The sequence below is a fragment of the Bacteriovorax sp. PP10 genome (assembly GCF_035013165.1).
In the GTDB taxonomy this organism is placed as follows: domain Bacteria; phylum Bdellovibrionota; class Bacteriovoracia; order Bacteriovoracales; family Bacteriovoracaceae; genus Bacteriovorax; species Bacteriovorax antarcticus.
The window spans coordinates 987,240-1,002,608 of record NZ_JAYGJQ010000002.1; the positions used below are offsets into that span (position 1 = coordinate 987,240).

Consider the following 15,369-nt stretch of genomic DNA (forward strand, 5'->3'; position numbering starts at 1 on the left):
GCTTAGGCTGACAACTCTTCCAATGACAAAACTTTAAAAGTGGCAGAAAATGAGAGGGAATTATTAATGACTCTCTCATCTTATTGAGGCCCTTATGTCTGTCAGTATCACACGAAATCCGAACCTCTCTAAGGCCGGAAAACAAGTCACTTTCGAACACCAGTTAAAAAAAGAATTTGGTGATTCATGGTGGACTGGTTTGCCTCCAGAAAAATGTCCTGGTTTTGATCAGGAAAGAAATTGTCTGGTTGCTCTACCATTACTTAATCTTAGTATCTGTACGCGCGAAGATATCTTAGCTTACTTCAATAACTCATGGACACTGACAGAATTACTTTTTCAAAGTTTAAAAGTTGAAGAAGCTTATATCAGACCTCCATACCACGCTCTAAGACATCCACTTATTTTTTATTATGGTCACCCGGCAGTTTTATATATTAATAAACTCCGCCTGGCCGGATTCCAAAGTGAGCCGATCAATATCTATCTGGAAAAAGTTCTGGAGACTGGTGTTGATGAGATGAGCTGGGATGATATGTCCAAAAACGAAATGAACTGGCCGAAAGTTTCTGCTGTTCATGCGTATCGAAAAATCGTCTATGACATCATCGTTGACTTGATTAAAACTCACCCGGACTTAAATCAATTAAAGACTCACAATCAGTCTTCACCATGGTGGTCACTATGGATGGGAATGGAGCACGAGAAAATTCACTTTGAAACTTCAAGCGTATTGATGCGTGAACTTCCGATTGAGTATGTTGAAACTCCAAAGTTCTGGGTGCCACTTCACCCGTCGAAAAATACTCCGAAGAATATTATAGAAAATTCTTGGGAGAAAAAAACAGGTGAGACTGTCACAATTGGAAAACCTTTTGAGACTGAATCTTATGGTTGGGATAATGAATACGGAAGCCGTACTGTTAGTATTAAAGATTTTGAGTATACAAAAAATCAAATCACTAATCATGAATACTTAGATTTCGTGGCCTCTGGTGGATACATCACTGATAAGTACTGGAGCGAAGAAGGACTTCTTTGGAGAAAATTTAGAAACACTAAACGCCCGACGTTCTGGGTAGCAACAGGCCCTGAAGGCTCACACGAGTATGAGCTAAGAACTGTTTTTGAAATGATTCCTCTTCCAATGTCATGGCCGGTAGAAGTAAACTTTCACGAAGCCCAGGCCTTCTGCAATTGGAAAACAGAATTAGATAAAACCAATTTGAAATACCGTCTGTTAACTGAAGCAGAATTCGTTTCACTAACTCCAAAAACAAAAGATCCTGTTTTACAAAAACACGCTTATAAAACTTATAAAGGTTTTACTGACTACAATGATGAGTACAAACAAAATTTTAACTTCATCTGGTCATCGGCAAAAGACGTAAACAGCGACCTGTACGGAAATACATGGCACTGGTTAGTCGATCAGTTCAATCCGCTTGAAGGATTTAAGATCGATCCATTGTATGATGATTTTTCTACACCATGCTTTGATGGAAAACACCAAATGATCAGAGGTGGATCTTTCATGAGCTGTGGGCACGAAGCAAGTCACTGGGCGAGATTTCATTTCCGTCCACACTTCTATCAGCACTCAGGTTTTAGAATGGCCGCAACTCTTGATGGATCAAGTGACAACGGAGCAAAACTTTTATTAAAAGCAAAAGAGTACATTCACCCTCGTCGTGAAAACATCTTGGATCAGATGAATACGAAAGACTGGTGGAAAAACATTGAGCAGCCGCTTGAGTTAGCTCATGATGAAATGAAAGCGATCTTTGATCAGACTGAAACTCAAGTGTTGAAGTACATGGAAGAGATGCCTTCTAAATCTCCAATGGGGGAAGCTCATGATCCGGCCGTTAATGGATTAAAAGAAAATTTCAGCATTCCATACCAAACGACAAAAAACTTTCCAGCTCACCCCGAAAATTACGGTGTGCTGATGAAAACTATTTTTGAAGACATGGCAAAGTACTCACAGCTTCCAGGGCATCCGGGATTTGCCGCTTACGTTGCTGGTGCTGGAAACTTTATTTCTAATACAGCTCAATTGATTGCCCAGACACTAAATCCTTTCACTGGCCATTACATGATGGCACCAGGTCTTGTGACTCTGGAGATGGAAGTGATCAAGTGGTTTCAAACTTTAGTAGGCTACAATGAAATGTCGTCACAAGGGTTTTTAACAACGGGAAGCTCATACGCAACACTAAGTGCACTAGCAATGGCGAGAAAAGAAAAACTTGAAGGGCATGACTTTTCTAAAGTCACAGCTTACGCTTCAAGTGACTCTCACCACTGTATTGCTAAAGCGTGGGCCATTTTAGGATTCAAAAAAGAAAACCTAAGACTTGTTCCTCTTCGCGATTTTAAAATGGATACAAAACTTCTTGAAGCTAAGGTTGAAGAAGATACTGCTCGTGGATTTAAGCCATTCTTAGTTGTGGCGACACTAGGTTCAACAAAAACTGGTTGTGTCGATTCTCTTCAAGACATTCTTCCTATCTCGAAAAAACATAATCTATGGCTACATGCTGATGGTGCTTATGGTGCCTTGTTCATGCTGACAGGAGCGGGGAAAGAGATCTTAAAAGGAATTGAATCAACTGACTCAGTTGCGCTTGATCCACACAAAGCACTTTCTATTCCCTACGGAACAGGATGTTTATTAGTAAAAAATAAAGATCATATGTTGTTTGATTATTTATCAGACGATTCATATATGCCACCTCGTCCAGTTGATCAGGTTGACTATGCAGACATCACTCCGGAGCTCTCAAGAGACTTCAGAGGGCTGCGTGTATGGCTTCCGATTAAGACTCTAGGAATTGGTCCATTCCAATTAAACCTGGAAGAGAAATTAAAATTAGCAGAATGGTTAGCTAAAGAAATATCTCAGATTCCTGAACTTGAAATTGTTTCAAAACCAGAGCTGACGATTTTAACTTTCGCTCATAAAAAAGGCGACGAGGCGACGAAGAAGTTGATGGAAAAAATTAACAATCAAGGAACACTATTTTTGTCATCGTGTTCGATTGATGGAAAAGTCGCGATTCGTTTTTGCTTACTAGGATTCAGATTACACTTTGATCGCTTACAAAAAGCGGTGAACGAAATGAAGACGATGGTGTAATCAGTGACGATTGAAAAATTTAAATCAGAGTTTTATCAGGGGACGGAGCGTATCCATTTAAACAATGGTGGGCTTGCTCCTATATCTGCACCTGCGAGAGAGCGCATTCTTTATTGGGGAGACCGCTTTTATAAAGAAGGGTTTTATACTGATTTAGATTACGTTGAGAACGTTTTTAATTCGAGAAAATCTCTGGCCACACTTATTGGATGTGATCATTCGGAAGTCGCTTTTTTTCAAAGCACTGCAAGTGCAGTTAGTCAGTTTGCTTTTCAATACCCTTTAGAAGAAGGTGACGAAGTGATTACGTGGGCAGAAGAGTATGGCTCGCATTTGTTTCCCTGGCTAGAGGCTTGTAAAAGAGCAAAGGCCAATCTTATTGAAGTGAAGTCTGGTGAAAATCTGTCAACTCCTTATCAATTATTAGTTGAAAGGATAACGAATAAGACAAAAATTATTGCCGTGTCTTGGGTGCAATTTCTAACTGGAGCTAAAACTGATTTAGAAGCTCTTGGAAAAATCACTCGCGCTAAAAATATCTTTTTATTCGTCGATATTATTCAAGGATTGGGACTTCATCCATTTGATATGAAAAAACTTGGAGTCGATGCGGTTGCAGGTGGCTCTCACAAGTGGTTATTCAGTCCTGTGGGCGTGGGTTACCTTGCCATTGATCAGAAACATATCGGAAAAGTAAAACCTCATAACGTCGGCTCTTATACGTTTGGAACATGCGATGACCCGACTGATTCGGTCTGTATGCCAAAACTAGATGCACTTAAATTTGAAGCAGGATCAAAACAAGTTTTAGAAATTACCGCTCTTGGTGCTTCAGTTGATTTGATTTTAAAAACAGGTGTGAGTGTGATTGAAAAAGAAACTCTCAGACTGGCGACGAAACTCAGAGTAGGGCTGGAAGCAAAGGGATACAAAGTTCATTCACCCTATAGTGTTGATAATCACCAATCGGCGATGGTTAACTTCATTCCCAAAGATCATACAATTGAAGCATTAAAATCACTTCCATGTAACTTTGCGATTCGAGGACCTGGAGTGAGATTAACTCCTGCTGCTTTTGTTTCTGATTTAACAATTGAAAGAGTCCTGAAGGTTTTATGAAAATTCTAGTTTTAGGTGGCACGAGATTCTTCGGAGCTCATTTAGTTAAGTCTTTAATTGTGGAAGGACACAATGTCATCGTTGCCACTCGTGGAAATAGTGATTTTGCTTTTCAAGGCCAGGCTCAATTTGAAAAAGCAGACCGAAATAACCTTGATGATCTAAAAAGACTAGCTGAGCTTGAACCTTTCGATTTGATTTACGATCAAGTTTGTATGTCTGCTAAAAATGCTAACGATGCTTGCACGGCCTTTAAAGGAAAATGTAAGCGTTATATTTTTACCAGCACAGGATCAGTTTACGATCCGGAGAATGATCTTGAGTTAAGTGAAGAGTTGTTTGATCACAAACATTACCCCATAAAATTGGAAGACACAGATCCTTACGACTATCAGGAAGCCAAACGCCAGGCAGAAGCGGTGTTTAGCCAGACGGCTTCTTTCCCCGTGGTGATGGTAAGGTTTCCACATGTCATAGGACAAGACGATTACACTCATCGATTAAAATTTCACATCGATGCGATTAAGAATGGAAAAGAAATTTATTTCCCTTCTTTTTCGAGCAGATTAGGCTTTATTCAATCACATGTAGCAGGGCAATTCTTAAATTACATTGGGAAACAAAGCTTTACTGGTGCCGTGAATGCAGTCGGTACAGGTTATATTTCCATGGCAGATTTAGTGGCCATGATTGAACAAAAAACCGGAAAGAAAGCAGTGATAGCGAGTGTGGCAACTGAGGCCAATCATTCTCCATTTGGATTTAGCACTGACTTCATGATGCCAAATCAAAAAGCAAGATCACTTGGATTTCAATTTGATTCATTAACTCAATATTTGCCGGAGTTGATTGACTGGTATGCAAAATCCTAGAAACGACTTTATGGATCTTCGTCAGATTAAAGCGGCAGCATTTGCTCTTTATCATGTTTAAATTTCTTTAAAAGGTTTTTAAATTCAAAAAAAGTATATTACACAAGGAATAATTATATTTTTTTCTCTATTTTGGAAAATGAATTTTCATTGGTAAATATAAATTTAAATATTTTATAGTATGTTTAGCTTAGTATTCTTCTAGCATCAGTTTCAAATTTTTCATTGAATTACTTGTTGTTAATTTTTTTGTTTAAAATAGACTCAAGAATATGAAATACACAAAAACATTAATACTCCTTGGTGCACTATTATTAACCGTGTCTTGTAAGAAAGATGATGTAGTTGCCGCTGCAGCAGCGGGAGCTGGTGGTGGTGGTGGTGGAACAACGACTAAAGAACTATTCAGTACAGTCTGGTCAGTCAGTAACAATGCATGGGAATTAAATTGGGGAGCAGGGAACTTAGTTGGAACACCTTTTACTTCGCAAGTAACATATGCGGGTGGTGGGACATGTACTTGTACAACAACTATTGCTGGAACTCAGTCAGCTGGAACATATTTAACAGATTGTTCTGTTAATACTCCGGTTAGTGGTGTTCCTAATGCTGGTACATGCGATGGTCTCGACTATACACCGACAGGTTCATATACAAATACAGGTGGATATTTAACTTTATGTAGAAGTTCTGGAAGTTGTTCTTTGGTTTATCACTAAAAAAATTTTTCCTGGCGGCCCTTCTTAGTGTCGCCTTTTGCTTTTTTAGATTTGATTCTCTCGTTAACTGAAGACTTAGTAGGTTTAGTTGGCTTCCTGACTTTTGGTGGAAGCGCGATTGTTTCAATTAAGTCATGCAGCTTTTTTACCACTTCAGAAATATTCATATGCTGAGTTCTATGCTCCTGACTTGTTAAAGTCACAAAACCATCAGCACTAATTCTATTCCCATATTTTTTATAAAATCTTTCAATCACAACAGGTGGAAGAACTTGAGTGTCACGGACATTCCAATGCAAAGTCGCCTTGGTATTGACCTTATTAACGTTCTGTCCGCCAGCACCACCGCTGCGGGAAAAACTTAATTCATACTCATTTTCGGGGATATTAAACTTATACATACTGGGAGTGTAACCTAAAAAGAAGGGGATGGGTAGGCTCCCTCGGGAAAGTGACCTTTAGAGGGCCGTAATCTTTACAAACTGGCCCGGTAAAACCCAGGTTTTTGGTATAATTCTCCAATGAAATTCTTATTGTTGGCAGCTCTTATTTTAAACTTTTCAAAGGTCATGGCAAATGACCTAAGCGCCGTTTATGCGACTAAAATGAAGGAGCAAACTTTTTCAACATCAGAACTTACAAAATTAAAAAGCTTAAAAGTTCTCATCGTTCCCGGAGTTCTTGCTGAGTCTTTTGACAGCAACAGTGGAAATCAAATTAAAGTCGGATTTATTTTTGAAGAAGGCTTTAGAGAACAACGAAGATTATTAGAAAAAAATCAAATCAATTACGAGTATCTAAAATTTGATACTGAAAGTCCTCCTACGGTAAATGCGAAGGCGATTATCCGTGCTATTCAAAATTCGCTGGTGCCTGTTGTGATTTATTCTCACTCAAAAGGTGGATTGGATACATTAGAGGCCTTTAGACAAAGACCAGATTTACTTCCTAAGGTTCGCGGATGGGTGAGTGTGCAAAGTCCTTTTTGGGGAGCACCGGTAGCAAGTCTTATGTACGATAACACTCTTTTAAAAGACAGTGGTAAAACGTTATTCGAATGGATGGGCGGAGATGTTGGGGGCATGAGTGCACTGACAATTCCTGAACGTCAAAGTTATATGGAATCAGCAGAAATAAAAAATCTTATTGGTGATATTAAAAAGAAAACCAAGTTTTTGAACTTTGCTTCTTTTAAGTCCAATGTTTTTGGACTTGATACACCGTTGGAGCTTTTTAGAAACCTGACTCAGTCGAGAGCAGGCAACAACGATGGCGTTGTCCCACTAACGAGTGCTTTGATGCATTCACATGGTTATGAGGTGGACTATGCAATTGAGGCCAATGTTGATCACCTGATGCCGATGACAAAGTACCGTCCGGATAAAATAGATATCTTTCATCTTTCGAGATCACAATATGATCAACAAGCTCACACTATGAGTTTGATTAAAATGCTGCTGTAGAAAACGATGGCCTAAAATATGACCTCTAGGTAGATTGAGTGTATGGATCAAAGTCAGGAACTTGAAAATTTAATCCTCTCAACATTGTCCTTTTACGAGCCAATGTCCTTTTCAAAAATTGTTTTTGATATCGATACTGACGTTTTGAAAAAATACCCCAATTTCGACAAAGATCAGATGTTTTTGATTCTTAAATCTCTGGAAAAAAGAGGAATGGTCCACAAAACCGGAGAGGGCACTGAGACCCAATGGCAGCGAATTCACAAAAAACGCTCTCTTTGGAAGAGGCTTTTTTCCTTCTAAACAATTACCGACTAAAGTATGTCCCGAAAACTCCGATCAGTTTACTGAACTGGGCCTACTAAATCAGGAGTGGATAATGAAATTTCTAGCTATGTTAATTCTTTCAATTATTTCAATTTCGGCCTTTGCAGACGAAAGTGGCTATTTACTGCAAGGTAAGAAGTTTGTTGTTTATAAAGACGGTGTAAAGCAGGACAAGGTACCGGAACGTGCACCTTCTTCTGTAAATGAGTATAAAAGTGCGGCAGTAGATTTCATCACAGACGATGTAAAAGGTGTGACATGTTACTGGTTTTCAAATGCCGGTACAGGCAATGCTCTTTCATGCGTAAAGACCAAGTAAAAGTCCTGTAAATATCACCATAGTCATTGCCAGAGAGCGTGTTTTTACATACTTTCTGGCCTATGACAAAAAATCAAGACACCCAAAATTCTCCAGAGACACTACCCATTACGGCATGGCTTCCTACAACTGTGAAAGAAGCTAAGAAGCGTGGATGGGATGAACTCGATGTTATCCTTGTGACAGGTGACGCTTACGTTGATCACCCGGCATTCGGTACAGCTGTTATGGGAAGAATTTTAGAAGCTCTTGGTTTAAGAGTCGCGATTATTTCTCAACCAAACTGGCGCGATGATCTTCGTGACTTCAAAAAATTTGGAGCGCCAAAATATTTCTTCGGAGTGACTTCGGGAAATATGGACTCGATGGTTAACAAGTATACGGCAGGAAAAAGACTGCGCTCAACTGATGCATACACTCCAGGTGGATCACCGGATTTCAGACCTGACTACGCAACTAGCGTGTACACAAAAATCTTAAAAGAACTTTATCCAGAGACTCCGGTGATGATCGGTGGGATTGAAGCATCTCTTCGTCGAGTGACTCATTACGATTTTTGGTCTGATAAATTAATGCCGAATATTTTAACGAGTTCAGGTGCTGATTTGCTAGTTTATGGAATGGGTGAGCAACCGATTAAAGACCTGGTAAAAATGCTTTTAGCAGGAGTTCCTTTTAACGAAATTAAAACGATTCCTCAGACTGCTTTTTTACATCCACAAAATGAAAAACTTCCAATGAACAATGTGTTCTGGGAAGACTTGGAATTAACCTCTCACGAAGTTTGTTTGACTGATAAAAAGCTTTACTCAAAAAACTTCATGCACGTTGAAGTAGAATCAAATAAACAATTCGCTAATCGTTTATTGCAAAAGGTACAAGGGCAGACTCTGGTCATCAACCCTCCATACCAGACGATGACAGAAGCAGAAATTGATTCATCATTTGATTTACCTTACACAAGATACCCACATCCAAAATATAAAGACAGAGGGCCGATCGCTGCTTACGAGATGATTAAGTTTTCACTTAACACTCACCGCGGATGTTTTGGTGGATGTTCATTCTGTACGATCTCTGCTCACCAGGGAAAGATGATCGCGAGTCGTTCGAAAGAATCTGTTATGAAAGAACTGGACGTTATTGCCAATATGTCTGACTTCAAAGGCTACATCAGCGATATGGGTGGACCTTCAGCGAATATGTATCAGATGAAAGGGATTGATCAGGCAGCATGTGATAAATGTGCGGCACCTTCATGTGTGTTCCCGGTTATCTGTAAAAACCTTGATGCCTCTCCAGAAAAGATGACTCAACTTTATAGAGAAGTGGCAAAACACCCGAAAGTTAAAAAAGCATTCGTGAGTTCAGGGCTTCGTTACGATTTAATGTTCAATGAAAGATCACGTGACCCGAAAAAAGATAATGAATACGTTGAGCAGTTAATCACTCACCACGTTTCAGGACGATTGAAAGTAGCTCCAGAGCATACGGAAGATCACGTTTTAAAATCAATGAGAAAACCGGCCTTCCATTATTTTGAAACTTTCAAAAGAAAATTTGAAGAGATCTCTGCTAAAAAAGGAATCCGTCAGGAAATTATCCCGTACTTCATTTCATCTCACCCGGGATGTACTCCGGAAGATATGGCACAGCTGGCGATTAAAACGAAGAGACTGGGTTACCGCTTAGAGCAGGTTCAGGATTTCACGCCAACACCAATGACTGTGGCGACAGAGATTTATTACTCTGGATACCACCCGTACACGTTGAAAGAAGTGAAGACGGCCATCACGCTTGATGAGAAGACTCGCCAGAGAACTTTCTTTTTCTGGTACAAACCGGAAAACAAAAATTACGTGAAGAATTATCTGGCAAAAAATAAGTTATTTGATTTAACGAAAGAGTTGTTTGGTTAAGGAAAATAGAACTTCAGAAAATCTGCCATATCTACCTGTGGCAGATTGAGAGTTTCTAGTTCTTCTTTAATCACCACGATTTCTTCTGACGTGAGTTTTTTGTACCCGCGTTTTTCTGTCCAACCCCAACTCCATTGAGTTTTATTTTTCACAGGTGAATGATGCCCCGTACGCACTCCGGTATAAATTAAATTTGCCCAAGTTGCCCCGGCCATTTTATTTACGCAGGATTTTAGTCTCAAGTCAGTAGCATCCATATCTTCAGTGCTGCCGCCAAACCAATAACGCAAATCATGTTCTATACAACAATTTTTCCACAGCCCCGGCTCTTTGGGTGTGCCATCGATAAACATGGTGCAACCATCAGTTTCAAATGGCTTAAGCTTTAATTCTGCTTGAACTGCAGGCGCGAGTATTAATGTACAAAGTAGTGTGAGAAGTTTTAAGTTTTTCATTGGTTAATAGTAACTTGTTATTTAATTGCGTGCTAGACGAACTTCGTAAAGATCTCTAAGCTATTAAAAAATGGAGTTAACAATGGAAAAGAAAGATAAAAATGGCCCTCTGGACATTCTCTCGGAGCTTCCGGGTCTGGATAAAAACAGCATTTCAGATATTGAAGACCGCCTGAAAGAAATTAAAGACAGGACTACGGATTTTGTCCAAAAAAACCCACTGACATCCATCGCGATCGCGGTTGGGATTGGCTATGTTATTGCTAAACTTTTTTCAGGAAGGCGCTCATGAATGATCTTTTTAAAGTCGGAGAGTTTTTTCTTAACTATTTTTTAGGAAAGAAAAATTTTATTGGTGAGAAATCACTGGAAATTTCTGCAGAAATTCTTAATCAATTGCGTAGAATTTTAATCTTAGTTGTGATGACAGTTGGAAGTCTGGCACTTTTTTGTATGGGGATGAGTTATCTGATTGAAAGGTTTTTAAATAACCTGGATAACGGACAAGCACTGTTCACTCCATCAATCTGGTTTATTTTAGGATTTTTAATTATTTGTATCGGAGTGATGGTCTACGCAACTAGAAAACAAAACTGGCTGGATATTTTTAAATCAGAAAAGAAAGAAGTTCAGGCCTCGCCTGCGCCGGTTGGTGGGAATGCGATTGAATCTGTGATCAGTCTTCTTATTTTAGATTTCATTAAAGAGCGCGAATTAAAAAGAGAACAAGAAAAACATCATAGCAAAAGAGAGTAGTCACAAATGAATAATGGATTTCACGAAACATTCTTTAGAAATTTTTTCAAACTTGCTACTGCGTTTTTAATTGTCGCATCTTTCTTATATATATTAAGCCCGTTTATCGTTCCATTCTTTTTTGGTGGAATGCTGGCCCTGGCCCTTAGTCCATTTCTAACTGCTTTCATGAGAAAGTATGGCTGGACTAAAAAGAAAGCTCTGATCATTATGTCGATCGTACTCTTTTTTATCTTTGCTGTTCCTGTCACTATCTTTTGTATCAGGGGAGCAAGAATCATTACTGAGTTTTTCTCTCAGCAATCTGTTTCAGGGCTTACGCAAAAGACTCAAGAATACGTTTATAATTTCCTGGATCACTTTGCGACAGACAATCATCTTGAAGCAGAAATGGTTAAAGAGAAGTTTAATAACTTTTTACAAAATGCCGGATCATGGACACTTAAAACTTTTAGCGATCTAGTTACTCAGATTCCTGATTTGCTATTAGGTTTACTGGTTATGATGCTTTCATTTTTCTTCTTTCTGCTTAAGGAAAGTCACATTCGTGAGATCTTTGATCGTTATTTTTATTTTACGAAATCCCATTCAGATAAATTCGTGGGTGTATTGAAATCGAGTTGCAGGGAAGTTTTCTTTTCGAATGTTTTAACAGGGATATTACAATCTTCGATTGTTGCCCTTGGAGCACTGGCCTGTGGGATTGGGGATTTCTATATTATTTTCTTTTTCACATTTATTATTTCTTTTATTCCCATTATTGGTGCGGCACCGATGGCATTTGCGATTGCTCTTTTTGCTTTCCTGATTGAAAAGAGAACAGGAGCAGGGGTTGCAATGTCGATTATCGGCGTGGTTAGTGGACTCGCTGACAACGTTATCAGACCTTATTTAGTAAGCCTTGGTGAGGTTGAAGTTCCGGCGTTTATTGGGTTTCTAGCTGTTATCGGTGGAGTTATTGTTATGGGGCTTCCAGGACTTTTTGTCGGTCCATTACTGGCCTCGATGATGTATGGGGTTTTACCAATTATTATTGAAGAATATTTTCCACCGAAAGTTCAGATGATTCAGACAGAGGAAGATTTTAATAAAAATCCATGAAGAAAATTTTAACTTTTGTCCTTATTATTTTTGTCCTTTTAATATCTTTGTATTTATTTTTTCCTGATGTAACGCTTTTTACGACTCTCGAACATATAAAGGCCTCTCACGATAAGTGGGTGGCCTTATATCAACAAAAGCCTTTCAAAATTATTACACTTTTTATTGTCTTCAATATTTTTATGGCCATGCTTCCAGTGCCGGGAATTTCTATGATCAGTCTTCTTGGCGGATCAATCTTTGGATTTGTGCCGGGAGTGATTTATTCATCAAGTGCCACGGCCATTGGAAATCTAGCGGGATTTTTCATCGCCAGGTATTTTTTGCAGGATTATGTTTACGCCCGTTATGGAGACAAGCTGAACCTGTTTCGCTCTTCATTTCAGGTCGAAGGAACTATGGCACTTTTTTCATTCAGGCTATTTCCTTTTGTTCCTTCTTTTGTGGCCAATCTTATTATGGGAGTCTCACCACTTAGTTGGTGGAATTTCTTTTGGGCCAGTTGGGTGGGAAGAATACCAATGGTTCTGGTGTATACCTGGAGCGGAGTGCAGATTGCCAAGGTGAGAAGTTTGGAGGATATTTTAAGTCCAGGGATAGTGATTGCTTTTATTTTACTAGCAGGACTGCCGTGGTTTTTTAGAATGGCCATTAGAAAATTCTAACCTGAGTGATGTATGAAAAAACATGTCGTGATTATCGGTGGTGGTTTTGGTGGATTAAAAGCAGCTAAGGTTTTAGCAGACTATACTGACTTAGTTGATGTCACGCTCATCGATAAAAGAAACTATCACTTATTTCAACCCTTACTCTATCAAGTGGCAACGGCCGGATTATCTCCCGCTGATATCGCAACACCTATTCGAAATGTTTTATCCGATGCTAAAAACGTAACCGTTTATATGGATGAAATTAAATCGGTTAATCCGCAAATCAATTCATTTGAAGCTGGCACTGTCTCTTCGAAATACGACTATATCATTCTTGCTTGTGGAGCGACTCATAGTTATTTCGGTAAAGATCATTGGGAAGAGTTTGCTCCCGGATTAAAAACACTTGAGATGGCCACAGAGATCAGAAGAAGAATTCTTATGGCCTTTGAGTCAGCTGAAAAAGAAGCAGATAAAAATCGCCAGAAAGAATGGCTGACATTTGTTGTGGTTGGCGGAGGTCCTACAGGAGTAGAGATGGCCGGAGCGATTTCTGAAATTGCCCGTCAGACAATGGAGGCAGATTTTAGGAATATTGATCCAAAGGATACGAGAGTGATTTTAATTGAAGCAGGCAAGAGAGTGCTGGCAAGTTTCAATGAAACACTTTCTATCGATGCCAAAGCAGATCTGAAAAACTTAGGTGTCGAAGTTTTAAATGAAGCTCGTGTAACAGATATTAATGCTAATGGCGTTGCACTGGCAGATGCAGCTGGAGTAGAGCAAAAAATTGCTTCAAAAACGGTTGTATGGGCCGCAGGTGTTAGGCCATCACCGATCAATGCCACTTTAAATGTTCCTCTGGATAAAGCTGGAAGAATTATTGTATCGAAAAAATTATCGGTAGAGAGTTATCCAAATTTATTTGTTATCGGCGATCAGGCCCATTTTGATGAACCAGATGGAAAAGTTCTTCCAGGACTTGCTCCTGTGGCGATTCAAATGGGGAAGCATGCTGCAAAAAATATTATCCGCTTAATTAAAAATGAAGCATCTTTGGATTTTAAGTATGTCGATAAGGGACAGATGGCAACGATCGGAAGAAAACTTGCAGTTATGGAATTTAAAGGAATCAAAGCGCGTGGGACATTTGCATGGCTTGCTTGGCTCTTTGTGCATATTTATTATTTGATTGGATTTAAAAATAGAATGTTTGTTATGATGCAATGGACTTGGTCATATATTACATTCAATAGAGGAGCGCGCTTAATTACGAAAAAAGACTGGAAAGATTTTTAAGCTGTTCTCATCGCCACATATTCATCAATCTTAGGAGCTTTCTTTAAAAAGTAACTTGCACCAATCAAGATAATCACACCATTAATTAAAAGTGCTGTATGCAGTCCTAAATGTTCAGCAGAAAATCCCATGATTAAACTTCCAAAAGGTGCCAGACCTTGGAGAGAGACGTTGAAGAAACTTAAAACTCTCCCACGTTTATCATCATCGACAGTACTTTGAATCATAGTGTTACTTGAGGCCATTTGAAGCATCAAGGTCATTCCTGTTGTAAAGACACTGAATAAAATAAAATGAAAATTATCAAGTCTTGATAAAATAATTAGAAAAATAGAAAATGCAATACCTGAAACTGCGACAACCTTGGCCAGTGTTGGTTGTCCTTTTCTGTTACTTAAATAAAGCGCACTGATAAAAGATCCCACACCCACACAGCTCGTAATCCATCCAAGTGCACTGGCACCCATTTCAGGAGATTTACCAGCAATGGCCGGGAAAAAAGTTGTGTAAGGAATAGCAAAGAAACTGATAAAAATTAAATATAATAAAATATTTCTAATACTCGGATTTTTGAAAGTGGCATCGTAGCCAACTTTCAAACCTGAGATCATTTTTCTGTAATGGAATTCAACAGGAACATGAGGAGCAACTTTTAAAACAAGGAGTGCACTGATAACTCCTAAATAGCTTACGCCGTTTAAAAGAAAACACATGCCTTCACCGACAACTGCAATCATAAGTCCAGCGAAGGCCGGGCCCAGGAGTCTGGTTAAGTTGTTGACTGAAGAGTTAATCGCGATGGCGTTGGGAAGATCTTTTCTATCTTTTACAATTTGGACAATGAAGGCCTGTCTGGTTGTTAAGTCAAAAGCATTGATTGTACCAAGAGTGAAATCGAGGATGATCAGTTGAGTAAGTGTGATCTTTCCAGAGAATGTTAAGGCCGCAAGTGCAAAGGCCTGCAGACACGCAAGAACCTGAGTCCAAAGAAGAAGTTTATATCGATTCACGTGATCGACAATAACACCTGCAAATAATCCAAAAATAAAAATGGGAAGTTGAGCACTGAAGCCTGCAATACCAAGCCACATCGGAGAATTAGTTAGTTTGAAAATCATCCAACTCATCGCCAGCTGTTGCATGGATGTACCCATCAATGAAATGAATTGGCCACTAATGTAAATGCGATAATCTTTGTGCTTTAATGCTGGAAATGCCATTTATCCTT

General features: G+C 39.1%; 15 protein-coding genes. 12 read left to right on the plus strand and 3 right to left on the minus strand.

The genetic code is table 11. The annotated features are described in order from the left end of the window. Positions 1-94 precede the first annotated feature (94 nt). From ovoA to SHI21_RS14875, 4 genes are all read left to right on the plus strand, one after another. The gene (gene ovoA / locus SHI21_RS14860) at positions 95-3,142 is read left to right on the plus strand and encodes a 5-histidylcysteine sulfoxide synthase (protein WP_323577532.1); all 3,048 of its coding nucleotides are present in this window, start codon (positions 95-97) and stop codon (positions 3,140-3,142) included. A 3-nt stretch (positions 3,143-3,145) separates the two neighbouring features. Further along, the gene (locus tag SHI21_RS14865; protein ID WP_323577533.1) at positions 3,146-4,261 is read left to right on the plus strand and encodes an aminotransferase class V-fold PLP-dependent enzyme; all 1,116 of its coding nucleotides are present in this window, start codon (positions 3,146-3,148) and stop codon (positions 4,259-4,261) included. Then, entirely contained in the window at positions 4,258-5,133 is an 876-nt protein-coding gene (locus SHI21_RS14870; RefSeq protein WP_323577535.1) for an NAD-dependent epimerase/dehydratase family protein, read from the plus strand. The genes SHI21_RS14865 and SHI21_RS14870 overlap by 4 nt, the downstream gene beginning before the upstream one ends. A gap of 272 nt (positions 5,134-5,405) precedes the next feature. Beyond that, positions 5,406-5,852 carry a hypothetical protein gene (locus SHI21_RS14875; RefSeq protein ID WP_323577536.1) on the plus strand — a complete coding sequence of 149 codons (447 nt, stop codon included), beginning with the start codon at positions 5,406-5,408 and terminating at the stop codon, positions 5,850-5,852. On the opposite strand, the gene arfB is transcribed toward SHI21_RS14875, so the two are convergent. Continuing rightward, positions 5,849-6,253, minus strand: a complete 405-nt coding sequence (arfB, locus tag SHI21_RS14880) for an alternative ribosome rescue aminoacyl-tRNA hydrolase ArfB (protein ID WP_323577538.1) — start codon at positions 6,251-6,253, stop codon at positions 5,849-5,851. The genes SHI21_RS14875 and arfB overlap by 4 nt on opposite strands. 120 nt (positions 6,254-6,373) lie before the next feature. On the opposite strand from arfB, the gene SHI21_RS14885 reads away from it, so the two are divergent. The 3 genes from SHI21_RS14885 to SHI21_RS14895 all read left to right on the plus strand — a co-directional run bounded on the left by SHI21_RS14885 (position 6,374) and on the right by SHI21_RS14895 (position 9,880). After that, positions 6,374-7,315: a hypothetical protein gene (locus SHI21_RS14885; protein ID WP_323577540.1), complete on the plus strand. Its 942-nt coding sequence runs from the start codon at positions 6,374-6,376 to the stop codon at positions 7,313-7,315. A 379-nt stretch (positions 7,316-7,694) separates the two neighbouring features. Next, positions 7,695-7,961 (plus strand): hypothetical protein, encoded by a 267-nt coding sequence (locus SHI21_RS14890; RefSeq protein ID WP_323577541.1) that lies wholly within the window; start codon positions 7,695-7,697, stop codon positions 7,959-7,961. A 62-nt stretch (positions 7,962-8,023) separates the two neighbouring features. After that, positions 8,024-9,880 carry a YgiQ family radical SAM protein gene (locus SHI21_RS14895; RefSeq protein WP_323577542.1) on the plus strand — a complete coding sequence of 619 codons (1,857 nt, stop codon included), beginning with the start codon at positions 8,024-8,026 and terminating at the stop codon, positions 9,878-9,880. Here SHI21_RS14895 and SHI21_RS14900 read toward each other — a convergent pair. Further along, positions 9,877-10,335, minus strand: a complete 459-nt coding sequence (locus tag SHI21_RS14900; protein ID WP_323577544.1) for a hypothetical protein — start codon at positions 10,333-10,335, stop codon at positions 9,877-9,879. The genes SHI21_RS14895 and SHI21_RS14900 overlap by 4 nt on opposite strands. 82 nt (positions 10,336-10,417) lie before the next feature. Between SHI21_RS14900 and SHI21_RS14905 the strand changes: the two genes are divergently transcribed. From SHI21_RS14905 to SHI21_RS14925, 5 genes are read left to right on the plus strand one after another with little or no spacing between them, the layout of a single operon-like run. Continuing rightward, a complete protein-coding gene (locus tag SHI21_RS14905; protein ID WP_323577545.1) occupies positions 10,418-10,627 on the plus strand; it encodes a DUF883 C-terminal domain-containing protein in 210 nt (69 codons plus the stop codon). Further along, positions 10,624-11,091 (plus strand): hypothetical protein, encoded by a 468-nt coding sequence (locus tag SHI21_RS14910; protein ID WP_323577547.1) that lies wholly within the window; start codon positions 10,624-10,626, stop codon positions 11,089-11,091. Before SHI21_RS14905 ends, SHI21_RS14910 begins: the two co-directional genes overlap by 4 nt. A gap of 6 nt (positions 11,092-11,097) precedes the next feature. Beyond that, positions 11,098-12,192, plus strand: a complete 1,095-nt coding sequence (locus tag SHI21_RS14915; RefSeq protein WP_323577548.1) for an AI-2E family transporter — start codon at positions 11,098-11,100, stop codon at positions 12,190-12,192. Beyond that, positions 12,189-12,857 carry a TVP38/TMEM64 family protein gene (locus SHI21_RS14920; protein ID WP_323577550.1) on the plus strand — a complete coding sequence of 223 codons (669 nt, stop codon included), beginning with the start codon at positions 12,189-12,191 and terminating at the stop codon, positions 12,855-12,857. The genes SHI21_RS14915 and SHI21_RS14920 overlap by 4 nt, the downstream gene beginning before the upstream one ends. Positions 12,858-12,869: 12 nt before the next feature. Continuing rightward, positions 12,870-14,141 carry an NAD(P)/FAD-dependent oxidoreductase gene (locus tag SHI21_RS14925; protein ID WP_323577552.1) on the plus strand — a complete coding sequence of 424 codons (1,272 nt, stop codon included), beginning with the start codon at positions 12,870-12,872 and terminating at the stop codon, positions 14,139-14,141. Here SHI21_RS14925 and SHI21_RS14930 read toward each other — a convergent pair. Beyond that, positions 14,138-15,361, minus strand: a complete 1,224-nt coding sequence (locus SHI21_RS14930; protein ID WP_323577553.1) for an MFS transporter — start codon at positions 15,359-15,361, stop codon at positions 14,138-14,140. The two genes, SHI21_RS14925 and SHI21_RS14930, sit on opposite strands and share 4 nt — an antisense overlap. Positions 15,362-15,369: the final 8 nt, after the last annotated feature.